Genomic DNA, 12,593 nt, shown 5'->3' with positions numbered 1-12,593 from the left:
AGGTCAGTGATACTTCACTGACTGGATACTGACGTGTCACTGATTACAATAAATCGTCACGCTACATCGACCATTGTTGTGTCGTAGCGCACGCTGAATCGTCCATGACGCAGAGCGCAGATGTGCCAGAAACAAAATATGGCCATGCCTGCAGATCCTACACGTTTTCCAGTACAGTGACACCGTGCCCCAATTAGACCGCATATTGGCACGCCTCGAATCTGGCGCCGCCAGTCAGATCATTCTCGAGGCCGATTCCCCCATTTGTTGTCTCACGGATACGGGGACGCATGCAGTGAGCCAGCAGGTGCTGTCGAGCAAGCAGGTGTTGGCGCTCGTGAGCGAATTGGCCGATGCGGACCAGAAAGTGTTGGTGGCGACGGGTCGCGGCATCCGGTTCCTGTACAGCTGGAACGCGCAGCAATGGCTGGTTGAGCAAGACGGGAGCTCGGCGCATACGCGACTGACGGTCCGAAAGCACGTTGAAGAACTCAACGTTTCTTCAGAGCCCATGGCTACGCCAGCGCCCGAACTTCGGCGCTATCGCGCCTCCGACGTGCCGTTCGGGGATTCTACCGACAGCACGCTGGCCCGCGAACGCTTGGAGTCCCTGCTGCTGGAGCAGGTGCGACGAGGCGCCGCCGACCTGCACCTACGCGTGGGGGAGCCGCCTATTCTCCGATTGGGGGGCGACCTGATTCGCATCGAGGATCAAGCGATCCTCGACGACCCATCGGTGTCGCACATGGTGCGCTCGATCATGCCGGCCAAGAACAAAGCGGAGTTCGACGAGCACTGGGATACCGACTTCGCGCACGAAATCACCGGCGTGTCACGCTTCCGGGTGAACGTGCTGCGGGACCGTAACGGTACGGCAGCGGTGATCCGCACCATTTCCACCACCACGGTTACCGTGGAGCAGATGGGCATCACGCCCGAGGTGCAGCAGCTCTGCGCGCTCACCAAGGGACTCGTGCTGGTCACCGGCCCGACCGGCTCCGGCAAGTCGACGACGCTCTGCGCCCTGGTCGATCTGATCAACCGCTCGCGACACGATCACATCATCACGATCGAAGATCCGATCGAGTTCGTCCATCAGAGCAAGAAATGCCTGATCACGCAGCGGCAGGTGGGCGTGCACACACAGTCGTTCAAGAGCGCCCTACGCGCGGCCCTGCGCGAAGATCCGGACATCATTCTCGTCGGTGAACTGCGCGACCTGGAAACGATCGCCATTGCGCTGGAGACGGCGGAAACGGGTCACCTCGTGTTCGGCACGCTGCACACCTCCACGGCCGCGTCCACGGTCAACCGCATCGTCGACCAGTTCCCCGCTGATCGGCAGGATCAGATCCGCGTGATGCTCGCCGAGTCGCTCAAGGGCGTGGTGTCGCAGACGTTGTGCAAAAAGATCGGCGGCGGACGTGTGGCGGCGCGCGAAATCCTGCTGGTCAACAAAGCCGTGAGCTCGATGATCCGCGAAGGTAAAACCGTGCAGATCAACAACATCATCCAGACCCAGAAGAAACTGGGTATGGAAACATTGAACGATGCCCTGATCAACCTGGTGAAGAGCAAGACGGTCGAAGCGGATGAGGCGTACGTGAAGTGTGCCGAGAAGAAGGACATGGCCGCCAAACTCCGCGCGCTCGGCTACAACCTCGACGGACTCGCCGCCGACGAGTAGTTGCCGCCGGAGCCGTTGTCAGGGGATTCACTACAGCCATCCACGGGAATAACCGACAGCCGACGTGAAGGGGGCTGACCATCCTTCTGGTCTATGACTACTCAGGATTCCCTCCCGGTGATCATTCAAGGCGGTATGGGCGTCGGCGTGTCGCGCTGGCTGCTGGCGCGCGAAGTCTCACGCCTTGGACAGTTGGGCGTCGTCTCTGGCACCGCGCTCGATTCCCTGCTCGTTCGTCGACTGCAGGACGGTGACACGGATGGCGAGATGCGCCGCGCGATCGACGCGTTTCCCATTCCTGAGGTCGGCGCGGCGGTGCTGCGACGGTACTTCCTGCCCAACGGACGGGAAGGGGAGCCGTACAAACTGCTTCCGCTGTACAGGCAACACGTGAGCGTCGCGCGTCAGCAGCTCACAATACTCGCCAACTTCGTCGAAGTGTTTCTGGCGAAAAGCGGACACGATGGCTTGGTCGGTATCAACCTGCTCACCAAGCTTCAGCTGCCGAATCTCGCGTCGCTGTACGGTGCGATGCTAGCCGGCGTGGACTATGTGCTGATGGGCGCCGGCATTCCGCGCGAGATTCCGCTGGCGCTCGATCGACTTTCGGCGAACGAAACGGCCTCGTTGCGCTTCGACGTGGAAGGCGTGGCGGCGGTCGATGCGCCCGTGTTGACCTTTGATCCGGTTGCCCATGGCGCCGACGCGACGCGGGTGCTCATGCGGCCACGCTTCCTCGCCATCGTGGCGGCGAATTCGCTCGCCGCCACGCTGGCCAGAAAGGCCTCGGGTCGCGTCGACGGGTTCGTAGTGGAAGGACCCACCGCGGGTGGCCACAACGCGCCTGCGCGCGGTGGTGGCGCCCTCTCGGCCACCGGTGAACCGGTGTACGGTGCACGCGACGCGGTCGATCTCGCCAAGATGCGCGACCTCGGTCTCCCCTTCTGGCTGGCCGGTGGCACTGGGTCGCCGGCGCAGCTGCAGCACGCGCTCGCCGAAGGCGCGACGGGCATTCAGGTGGGCACGCTGTTCGCCTACTGCGACGAGTCCGGATTTGACACCGAACTCAAAGCCACGGTGCTCGAGCATGCGCGCATGGGCGATCTCTCGATCCGTACCGACCCCCGCACGTCACCAACCGGTTTCCCGTTCAAGGTCGTATCGTGGCCCGGACATCCGGCCACGATCGAACGCGTACGTCGCTGTGACTTGGGCTATCTGCGCACAGCGTATCAGCGCGACGACGGACGCGTAGGCTATCGCTGTCCGGCCGAGCCGGAGCAGGACTACCTAAACAAGGGTGGCCTACTCATCGACACAATCGGTCGCCAGTGTGTCTGCAATGGCCTGATCTCCGCGGTCGGTATGCCGCAGGTGCTCAACACCGATGGGAGCCAGACTGAAGTGGAACCAGCGCTGATCACGAGCGGCGACGAGCTGTTGCACATCGGAGCGTTCCTCGGCGATCGCGCGTCGTACACTGCGCGCGACGTCGTGGAATATTTGCGCTCTGGCAGCTAAGCCGACGACGTCGGATCATTGGTGATCATGCCACGCGCTTCGCGCACGCGGGAGCTACTTCGCCGCCGCGGCGCATTCCATCTCGACCCGGGCACCGAACAGCAGCGTCGCCTGCACGGCTGCGCGCGCCGGATAGTTGCCGTTGCTGAAGTAGCTGCGATACACCTCGTTCATGGCCGGCCACTCCTTGAGGTCGGCCAGAAACACCGTGCACTTCACGACGCGGTCCATTCCCACACCGGCGGCCGCGAGCGTGCCCTTGATGTTCTCGAGTAGTTGCCGCGTTTCCGCCTGAATACCCCCGGGCACCAGCGTACCGTCGGGCTTGGTGCCGAGCGTGCCGGACACGAAGATGATGTTGCCCACGCGCACCGCAGGTGAAAACGGATTCGCCGGCGGACCGTCGGGATGAATGAACTGCGGCTCGGGGCCGCTGCGCACTGATGCGCGGCAGGCCGACGCGAACGGGAGGCCGGCGAGCAGGGCCAGCGAAAGCGCGCGTCGCAATGCGATAGGCAAGGTAGAGGTCATCAGGGATCTTCCGTTGGCGGATGCGTCGAGTCAAGCGGGTTGGAACGGCAAACGGCGCCAGGAATGAACGGCGCCAGGAATAAACGGCGCCAGGAATGAACGGCGAAACAACGAACAGCGTGACAGCAAACCGCGTTTTCGCCGTTTGCCCTGACGTCGTTCGTTGTTTCGCCGTTCATTGCTGATGCCCCCAATTTCTAGCGCCGTTCATTCCTCCCGCCGAGGACCCCGATGTACGCTTCTCTCGCGTCATTTCACGCCGCCTGGCAGTACGAATCCGACAGCACACAGAAGCTGCTGACCTGCCTCACCGACAGGTCGCTGTCGCAACCGTTGTACCCCGGCGGCCGAACGGTCGGGCGCTTGGCATGGCACCTCGCGCAGTCGATCCCGGAGATGCTGAACCGGACGGGACTCGTGGTGTCCGGTGCCGGTGAGCACGATGCCGTGCCCGCGCACGCCGCCGAGATTTGCACCGCCTATCGCACCGCGGCGGCGTCCGTGAGCGAACAGCTGCAGGCGACGTGGACCGACGCGACACTGCTCGAGTCAGACGATATGTACGGCGAAACATGGCCGCGCGGCATGACGATCGACGTGCTGATCAAGCATCAGGCGCATCACCGCGGCCAGCTTTCCGTGGGTATGCGACAGGCAGGACTGGTCATCCCCGGGATGTACGGGCCGGCGAAGGAAGAGTGGGACGCGATGGGAATACCGGCGCCGGAATGAACTGCTGACCGCGCTAGGAATAAACGGCGCTAGGAATAGACCGCGCCAGGAATGAACGGCGCGAGAAATAAAAAGCGTGAGGGCAAACCGCGTTGTCGCCGTTTGCCCTCACGTTGTTCGTTGTTTCGCCGTTCATTCCTGGCGCCGTTTATTCCTGGCGCCCGTAATTTCTGGCGCCCGTAATTCCTGGCGCCCGTAATTCCTGGCGCCGTTCGCAGTTCACCGCCAGCAGTTACCGCCTCGCCACCGGTTCCATCCTCATGACCGCGCTCGGCTTTCCCTGCTGATCGTCAATCGAGAAGTAGATGAACCCGTCCAGCCCTTGTCGCACGTCGCGGATGCGTCCCTGATTGCGCACGAGATTGTCCTCGACGTTGAACAGCTTGCCGTCGTACGTGAGACGCACGATGCGCTGTCCGGCGAGTCCGCCCACGAAGAAACTGCCTTTCCACGCCGGAAACTTGTTGCCGGTGTAGATCATGAGGCTCGACGTGGCGATGGAGGGCACCCACACGTTTTTCGGGTTTTCCATACTGGTGCGCATGGTGGCCGCATGAATGGCCACGCCGGGACCGTAGTTCACGCCGAAGCCGACCACCGGCCATCCGTAGTTGAGCCCCTTCTGAACCAGGTTGAGCTCATCGCCGCCCTGCGGTCCGTGCTCGGTCGCCCACACCTCACCCGACATGGGATGAATGGCGAGGCCCTGCGGATTGCGGTGACCGTAGCTCCAGATCTCCGGCTTCGCGCCAGCTTTGCCCACGAATGGATTGTCGGGCGGCACGCGGCCGTCGTCGAACAGTCGAATGATTTTGCCGTGATGATTCGACAAATCCTGCGCCGGATGCTTTTCGAGATCACCGCTGGACGGCGCCTGCCGCTCGCCGACGGTGATGAACATCATGCCGCTCTGGTCGAACGCGATGCGTGAGCCGAAGTGGCCCGGCGCGCCCCTGGTATCAGCCACGAAGATTTCCTTCGCGTCAACCAGCGCGTTGTTCTCGAAGCGACCGCGTACCACCGCCGTCGTGGCGGCACCGCCGCCCGTCGGCTTGGAGAAGCTGAGGTAGATCAGCTTGTTCGTGGCGAAATTCGGGTGCGCGACCACATCGAGCAGGCCGCCCTGTCCGCGGTACACCACGTCCGGAACGCCAGCCACCGGCGTGGGCAGCAGCTTGCCGCCACGCACAATGCGCAAACGACCCGGACGCTCGGTCACGAGCATATCGCCGCCGGGGAGGAACGCCATCGACCACGGCTGTACGAGGCCGTCTGCCACGGTCACCAGGCGGTAATCGTGCATCGACGACTTGTAAACGGGCGACTGCGCCAGCGCGGGGACCGCGAAGAGCGCGCTCGCGGCAGCGCTCAGCGCCGTGGCAATTGAGCGCGCGAGCAGGAACGTACGACGAACCATCCGGAGGTCTCCTGAAAACGGATAAAGGGGTGCCTTGGAAAGTTAGCGCCGCGCGAAGCTCTGCAGCACCCGCACCGTGTTCAGGTGCACCTGCACCGTGTCCTGCACATCCCGGCCGTAGCCGCCGGACATGGTGGCGCACACCGGCACGCCGATTTCCCGGCACATCTGCAACACGAACGCATCCCGGCGGTGCAGCCCCTCGAAGGTGAGCTTGAGGCGCCCCAACTTGTCGCCCTCGTGCGGGTCGGCGCCGGCCAGATAGACCACGAGATCGGGACGCGACTCGCGCAATACCTCGGGCAGATGCGCCGCGAGCCGTTCGAGATACTCGGTGTCGCCGGTTCCGTCGTCGAGCTCCACGTCACGCGTGCCCGGCACTTTGTGAAACGGGAAATTCTTCGCGCCGTGCATGCTGAACGTGTACACGTGGCGGTCGCCGGCGAAACAGCCGTGCGTGCCGTTGCCCTGATGCACATCGAGATCAACGATCGCCACGCGACGTACGCGCCCGTCGCGCTGCAGACGCCGAATCGCCACGGCCACGTCGTTGAACGTGCAAAACCCCTCGCCGCGATCGGGGAAGGCATGATGCGTTCCGCCGGCCAGGTTCATCGCCACACCATGCTCCAGCGCCGACTCCGCCGCTTCACACGTGCCCTGTACCACTCGATACGCGCGCTCCACGAACGACTCCGACCACGGCAACCCGATCCGGCGCTGCTCAGCCGATGGCAGCGTGCCATTGGTAATACGGTCCACATACTCACGCGTGTGCACGAGCAGCAGATCGTCGATGAGCACTCGTTGCGGATCATGCATCTGCTCCGGTGCCACCAGCCCCGCGGCCAGCACGCCCTCCCGCAACAGCTGATACTTGGACATCGGAAATCGATGCCCGTCGGGGAGTTCGATGGCGTACGTCGATGATGACCAGAGGTGCAGCATATACGAATTCTAGCCTCCCGAAAGCACACACAGAAAAGATCACACAGAGAAAAAGAGAAAAAGAGAAAAAGAGAAAAAGAGGGGATCGCCGATCTCACTCCTCGACGCGTGCTCCTTTTTCCCTTCTTCTCTTTTCCTCTGTCTGATCAGGTCAACCCAACTTTCAACCGCACACCACCCTTACCGACCCGTCTCCGCCAGCACGGCCGCCAGGCGCGTGTAGTAGCGCAGCTCCGACCGCTGATCCGACGTGGGTGCGCCGGTATAGCGCGCCACTGCGCCGTACAGTCCAGAAATGCGCGCACTCAGCTCGGCCGACTGACGCTTGCCGTCGCGCGTGGCGGCATCAGTACCGGGGTTTGCCCGCCACCGTTCTGCGACCGGCGCATGCGACGTCGCCACCGCCGCAATCGCCCGGTGAAACGCCGTCCACGCGGCACGCTCGGCCCGCGACAGCGTCATCCGCGGATCGTCTAGTACCACTACACGCTGCTGCTGCGTGCTCCCGCCCACCGACAACCGCACCGTATAGGTGCCCGGCAACACCAGCGGACCCGGCGTCGTCGCACTCGGCCCGGCATCGTCGTCTTCACCACCGCCACTGCGAATCGGCAGGTCGGCGTGACGCAAGTTCCACACGATGCGATTCACGCCGCGCGCCGTCGTCGGCCGCAGCGTCTGCACCGCGCGCCCGGCGGCATCAATCACCGTGAGCTCGATCGCCGTTCCGGCCTCACGCACCCAATAGTCGATGAGCGCGCCGTTGGTCGGGTTCTCGCCGCGGAAAATCATGTCGCCCGTGTGCGGACGCAGATTCGTGGTACGGATCTGCCTGGCCGGCTGCACCGTGAACAGATGCGTGCTGCGGGCCGCCACCGCCGGCGTGAGCTCCTGCAACGCGTTGAGCTGATCGAGAATCCACAAACCGCGCGCGTGCGAACCCAACACGAGCGTGTTGTCGCGCGCCTGAATCGTGAGGTCGTTGAACGGCATCATCGGCATGTTGTTGCGCAGCGGCACCCACTGATCGCCGCCATCGGGCGAAATGAACACGCCGAACTCGGTGGCGAGATACAGCAGCTTGGCGTTGCGCGGATCTTCACGCACGGTACGCGTGACACGATTGGCCGGCAGCCCCGCGTCGATCCGGCGCCACGTAGTGCCGAAGTCGGTGGTGGCATACACATAGTTCGCGAAGTCGTTGCTGCGATGGTTGTCGATCACCACGTACGCCGTGCCCGCCGCATGTCGTGAGGCTTCCACCCCGGCAAACCAGGAACCTTGCGGTAGCCCCGGGAATCGATCCTGCGCGTCCGCAAACGTTGCGCCACCGTCGCGCGACACACGGAAGCGGCCATCATCGGTCCCCACGTACAACACGCCCTTCATGCGCGGCGACTCGGCCAGTGCGGTCACACCCGGGAAGTACGGCACGCCGTCGTCGAGCGACAGCGTATTCTCACCCGGCAAACGCCCCATGAGGGCCAGGCGAGAGCGATCGACACCGGTGCTCATATCGCCCAGGTCCTTCCAGGTGCGTCCGCTGTTTACCGACTTGAACAGATGCTGCCCGCCGGCATACACCGTGGACGTGTCGTGCGGCGAGATGATAAACGGCGCATCCCAGTTGGCCGGATGCATCGCGTTACCCAACACTTGTTCAGCACCCGGCTTGCCCCACGTTTCCCAGTTGCGACGACCCGCGATGTGTCCCGTCGAATCGCCGGGGCGGATGTCCTGCACTTCCCACGTTTTCGTGTCGTTGCGCTGCAGCCCCAGAAACTGCGACGCCGAGTAGACGGTGCGCGGGTTGAGCGGATTCGGCGTTACGTGAAAGCCGTCGCCGCCGCAGAGGCGCGAGAAGTGGTCGTTGAGCACGCCGCCGGTGGTCCAACTGGCGCTCGGTCCCATCCAGCAGCCGTTGTCCTGCAGGCCACCGTACACGTTGAACGGCACTGCGTTATCGGTGGCCACGCGATAGAACTGCGACAGCGGCAGCGACGTGACATACAGAAATTTGTTACCACGATCGTAGCTGATACCGATGCCACCGTCGTCGAGCTTGACCACATGACGACTGTTGCTGGGATTCACCCACACAAACCGATCATCGCCGTGCGTGGTGGTGCGCGGCGCGGTGAATGTCTTGCCACCGTTATCGCTGAACGAATAAGCATTCAGCATGTAGATGCGCTGATCGTCGTTCGGATCGATGATCACCTGGCTGGCGTACATCGGCCGCGGATTCCAGTCGCTCATGAACGTCCACGAAGCGCCGGCGTCTTCGCTGCGATACACACCAGCTTTGCGCACGATGTACGCGGTGCTGGCGTTGTAACGCGCCCCCTGCTCGATGCTGACGGTCAGAATTTTGGGATTCTTGCGATACACGCCGATGCCGATACGGCCGTACTCCCCCTCCGGCAGTCCATGTCCCGTGAGCTTGCTCCACGTGACGCCGGCGTCAGTGCTCTTCCAGAGCGCGCTGCCGGGGCCGCCGCCGTCGAAACCGTAGGCGCTGCGACGACGCTGATAGGTTGACGCGTACAACACATTGGGATCGTTCCAGTCCATCGCGACATCGGTGGCGCCGGTTTCGTCATCCACGAACAGTGTGCGCGTCCAGCTGCGGCCGCCGTCGGTGGTGCGGTACACACCGCGGTCGCCGCCGGCGCCCCACACCGAGCCCTGCGCCGCCACATACGCAATGTTCGGATCGCGGGGGTGCAGCTGAATACGGCCGATGTGCATGCTGGTGGCCAGTCCCATATTCTGCCACGTTTTGCCGCCGTCGGTGCTCTTGTACACGCCGTCGCCCCACCCCACGCTCTGCCGGCTGGCGCGCTCGCCGGTGCCAACCCAGATCGTCTGCGGGTTGGGTTGGAACACCGCTACGTCCCCGATGGAATGCACGGGCGCATCGAACGTGGAGCTCCACGTCACGCCGTTGTCGTTGGTACGCCAGAGCCCGCCCGTGGCACCGGCCACGTACCAAGTGCTTGGGTTCGACTCCACGACGTCCATGTCGACCACGCGGCCGCTCATCGACGCGGGGCCGATGTTGCGCAGACGTAGTCCGCCAAGGTCAGCCGGCGTGAAGGAGGCCGCTGGTTGGGCAGACAGGACAGCGGGGAGGGCCCACAACAGGGCCGGGAACAGGAAACGGGAGGGACGGACGCGCATAGGGCACCGGGGGGCGGTGGGAGTCAGGTGAACGCCGGAGCAATATGCGGCGTATTGTTGGAGAACGCTGGGCATTCCGCTTCGCGCCCGGCTTACCGCTTCACCCGACCAAGGACGCGTCTCGTGTTTCGACCCGCACGTTGTGCTGCCACGGCGATGGCCCTGCTCGCCGGTGCCTCCGTCGCACTCCCCGCGCAGAATCGCCCCAACGCCACCAAGGTGGCGCGCCCGGAACGACCGGTGTGGCCCGACGAGGGGCCGCGCACGTGGGCGCCGCGCCCCACCGTCTCGGCGATCACAGCCAACGATCTTCGCACCCGTCTTTACCAGTTCGCCGACGATTCCATGCAAGGCCGTCGCATCGGTGAAAAGGGCAACGTCAAAGGCACCGAGTACATCGCGCGCGAGTTCAAGCGCCTCGGCCTCAAGCCGGCCGGCGACAGCGGCTCGTTTTTCCAGACCCTCCCCTTCGGCCCCACCCAGTTCGACAGCAGTGCGTCGTCGTTGCAGATCGGGGGCGTGGCGCTGGCGGCCAAGCGTGACTGGATCCCGACCGCACCGTCCGCCCAGAATGGTCTCGGTGGCAAGGCCGATCTGAGTGACGTTCCGGCCGTCTTCGCCGGCACTTGGGGGGACACCGCGGTGATGCTCGATCCGGAGGCGTTCAAGGGCAAGGTCGCGGTGTTCCTGGCCGCACCGGGCGCCGGCGCCACCGGTGGCGTGCGCGGACCGGCGTCCTTCGTGAGCTGTGCCGACGTGCCCAACAAGTTCGGCGTGAATGCGATTCTCGCCGCCGACAAGGTAGCGGCGTCCACTCCTGCCCGTCCCGCAGTCATAGCAACCGCCGCCGCGGCGCGTGACCTGCGCGCCCGTCGCGCCGGTGCCGTGGCGGTGCTGGTGATCGGCCTCGACGACCTGACGCCAGCCACCATCAACGCCGCCTTCGACGGCCGCAACGGCATGCGTCCGACCACCGCGGTCAACGCCGACGCTCCCGCCGGAGCGACGATTTCGCGGAAGATGGCCGAGCAGCTGTTCGGCAAGCCGATCCGCGAGGTATCGGTCGGCACCGTTGGTCAGCCGATCACGGCGTCGTGGAACCAGACGTGGCGGCCGGCAGCGTATGCCGCGCGCAATGTCATCGCGGTGCTCCCCGGCTCCGATTCCACGCTCAAGGAAGAGTATGTGCTAGTGGGCGCGCACAACGACCACGTGGGCATCAACACGTCGGTGCTCGATCACGACTCGCTGCGTGCCACGAACTTCGTCACGCGCCGTCAGGGCAACAATGATCCGTCATGCATTCCGACGGCTGAGCAGCAGGGGAAGATCAACGCGCTGATTGCGAAGGCGCGCGCCGCCCGTCCCGCCCGCAAGGACTCGATCATGAATGGCGCCGACGATGACGGCTCCGGCTCGATGGTGATGCTCGAACTCGCCGAGAAGTTCGCGAAGGAGAAGCCGGCCCGATCGATCATCTTCGTGTCGCATCAAGGGGAAGAGGGCGGATTGCTTGGCTCGCGTTGGTTCGTCGACAACCCGACGATCCCGCTCGAACAGGTCGTGGCCGCGCACAACATGGACATGGTCGGTAAGGGCCGGGTGGATCAGGTAAAATTCGGCGGACCAAACTCTGTGCAGATGCTTGGCGCGCGCCGCCTCTCGCGTGACTTTGGCGATATCATCGACTCGGTGAACGCCAACAGCGCCGAGCCGATGGCGATCGACAAGAGCTGGGACATTCCCGCCAACCCGCTCAACCGCTTCTGTCGAAGCGACCAGGTGAATTACGTCCGCAAGGACATCCCGGTCGTGTACATGTCGCTCGGCTACGGCCCCGATTATCACATGCAGTCGGACGAACCGCAGTACATTGACTATGTTCACGCCGCGCGACTCGGGCGTTTCGTGCATGAGCTGATGACCGCGGTGGCGAACCGAAAGGAGAAACCGGCCATCGGTGGTGCGGACCCGACCTACCCGAGCTGCAACCGGTAGAGACGACGCGTGGGGGCGTGACGCATTCCCCTTGCGACCACGGGTGATTGTTGCCTCGGCCACGGCTCAGTAGTTTCCGAGAGTGACCCTTCCCTCCCCCGGCCGACCGATGTTCACGTCGCTCAGCATTCGCGGTCGGCTGCAGGTCGCCGCCATTGTGGTGGCCGCCGTGATCACGACGTTGGCGTTTCTGCGGGCCCGCGAGCGGCGCGCGGCCGAAGAGCGTCGCATCACGGCGCAGTCGCAGGAAACTGCCACCATCGTGGCGCGCTCACTCGATGCCACGATCATCGACGCACGGACGATGCTGAACAGCCTGCATCGGCTCCTCAATCCCGACGCCTCGCCGGAGCGCAACGCGCTGCTGTTGCAGGCGATCTATCGCGAAGCGCCGATGCGTTACGCCCGCATCTTGCTGATCGATTCGTTGGGGCGCACCATCGCCGCCGCCAGTCCGACCGGGTACAGTGGCCCGGCCGTCCAAATCGGCGGGCGGACTTATTTCCAGGACGCCCTGCGCACCAAGCGGTTCACCGTCGGCATGCCGGTCCGCACGCCGAGCTACACCGCGCGTCC

Annotated in this window: 9 protein-coding genes; 5 read left to right on the top strand and 4 right to left on the bottom strand. The window is 64.1% G+C overall.

Features of this window, described 5'->3' with window-relative positions:
* The first annotated feature begins 184 nt into the window (after positions 1–184).
* Positions 185–1,687 (top strand): type IV pilus twitching motility protein PilT, encoded by a 1,503-nt coding sequence (locus ACLL97_RS16435; RefSeq protein ID WP_411281565.1) that lies wholly within the window; start codon positions 185–187, stop codon positions 1,685–1,687.
* A gap of 93 nt (positions 1,688–1,780) precedes the next feature.
* Complete coding sequence (locus ACLL97_RS16430) at positions 1,781–3,208, top strand: nitronate monooxygenase (RefSeq protein ID WP_411281564.1); 1,428 nt, start codon at positions 1,781–1,783, stop codon at positions 3,206–3,208.
* 54 nt (positions 3,209–3,262) lie between these two features.
* Here ACLL97_RS16430 and ACLL97_RS16425 read toward each other — a convergent pair whose 3' ends face one another.
* A complete protein-coding gene (locus ACLL97_RS16425; RefSeq protein WP_411281563.1) occupies positions 3,263–3,739 on the bottom strand; it encodes a RidA family protein in 477 nt (158 codons plus the stop codon).
* Between the two features lie 231 nt (positions 3,740–3,970).
* Here ACLL97_RS16425 and ACLL97_RS16420 point away from each other — a divergent pair, with 231 nt between their 5' ends.
* Entirely contained in the window at positions 3,971–4,471 is a 501-nt protein-coding gene (locus ACLL97_RS16420; RefSeq protein WP_411281562.1) for a DinB family protein, read from the top strand.
* A 232-nt stretch (positions 4,472–4,703) separates the two neighbouring features.
* On the opposite strand, the gene ACLL97_RS16415 is transcribed toward ACLL97_RS16420, so the two are convergent.
* The 3 genes from ACLL97_RS16415 to ACLL97_RS16405 form a co-directional block, all read right to left on the bottom strand.
* Complete coding sequence (locus ACLL97_RS16415) at positions 4,704–5,888, bottom strand: PQQ-dependent sugar dehydrogenase (protein WP_411281561.1); 1,185 nt, start codon at positions 5,886–5,888, stop codon at positions 4,704–4,706.
* Between the two features lie 42 nt (positions 5,889–5,930).
* Complete coding sequence (locus ACLL97_RS16410) at positions 5,931–6,836, bottom strand: histone deacetylase (protein WP_411281560.1); 906 nt, start codon at positions 6,834–6,836, stop codon at positions 5,931–5,933.
* 180 nt (positions 6,837–7,016) lie between these two features.
* Positions 7,017–10,019, bottom strand: coding sequence for a VPS10 domain-containing protein (locus ACLL97_RS16405; RefSeq protein WP_411281559.1), 3,003 nt, complete (start codon positions 10,017–10,019; stop codon positions 7,017–7,019).
* A gap of 123 nt (positions 10,020–10,142) precedes the next feature.
* On the opposite strand from ACLL97_RS16405, the gene ACLL97_RS16400 reads away from it, so the two are divergent.
* The gene (locus ACLL97_RS16400) at positions 10,143–12,017 is read left to right on the top strand and encodes a M28 family peptidase (protein ID WP_411281558.1); all 1,875 of its coding nucleotides are present in this window, start codon (positions 10,143–10,145) and stop codon (positions 12,015–12,017) included.
* Positions 12,018–12,099: 82 nt separating this feature from the next.
* On the top strand, positions 12,100–12,593 hold a 494-nt coding region (locus ACLL97_RS16395), incomplete at its 3' end, for a hypothetical protein (RefSeq protein ID WP_411281557.1).

The organism is Gemmatimonas sp. (assembly GCF_046594945.1).
Taxonomy (GTDB): domain Bacteria; phylum Gemmatimonadota; class Gemmatimonadetes; order Gemmatimonadales; family Gemmatimonadaceae; genus Gemmatimonas.
This window is presented reverse-complemented; position numbering and strand designations above follow the sequence as displayed.

What these genes read in the sequence shown, in the direction of transcription:
- ACLL97_RS16415 (WP_411281561.1), bottom strand. Translation starts at nt 5,888, where the DNA reads ATGGTTCGTCGTACGTTCCTGCTCGCGCGCTCAATTGCCACGGCGCTG.
- ACLL97_RS16420 (WP_411281562.1), top strand. Translation starts at nt 3,971, where the DNA reads ATGTACGCTTCTCTCGCGTCATTTCACGCCGCCTGGCAGTACGAATCC.
- ACLL97_RS16405 (WP_411281559.1), bottom strand. Translation starts at nt 10,019, where the DNA reads ATGCGCGTCCGTCCCTCCCGTTTCCTGTTCCCGGCCCTGTTGTGGGCC.
- ACLL97_RS16410 (WP_411281560.1), bottom strand. Translation starts at nt 6,836, where the DNA reads ATGCTGCACCTCTGGTCATCATCGACGTACGCCATCGAACTCCCCGAC.
- ACLL97_RS16430 (WP_411281564.1), top strand. Translation starts at nt 1,781, where the DNA reads ATGACTACTCAGGATTCCCTCCCGGTGATCATTCAAGGCGGTATGGGC.
- ACLL97_RS16425 (WP_411281563.1), bottom strand. Translation starts at nt 3,739, where the DNA reads ATGACCTCTACCTTGCCTATCGCATTGCGACGCGCGCTTTCGCTGGCC.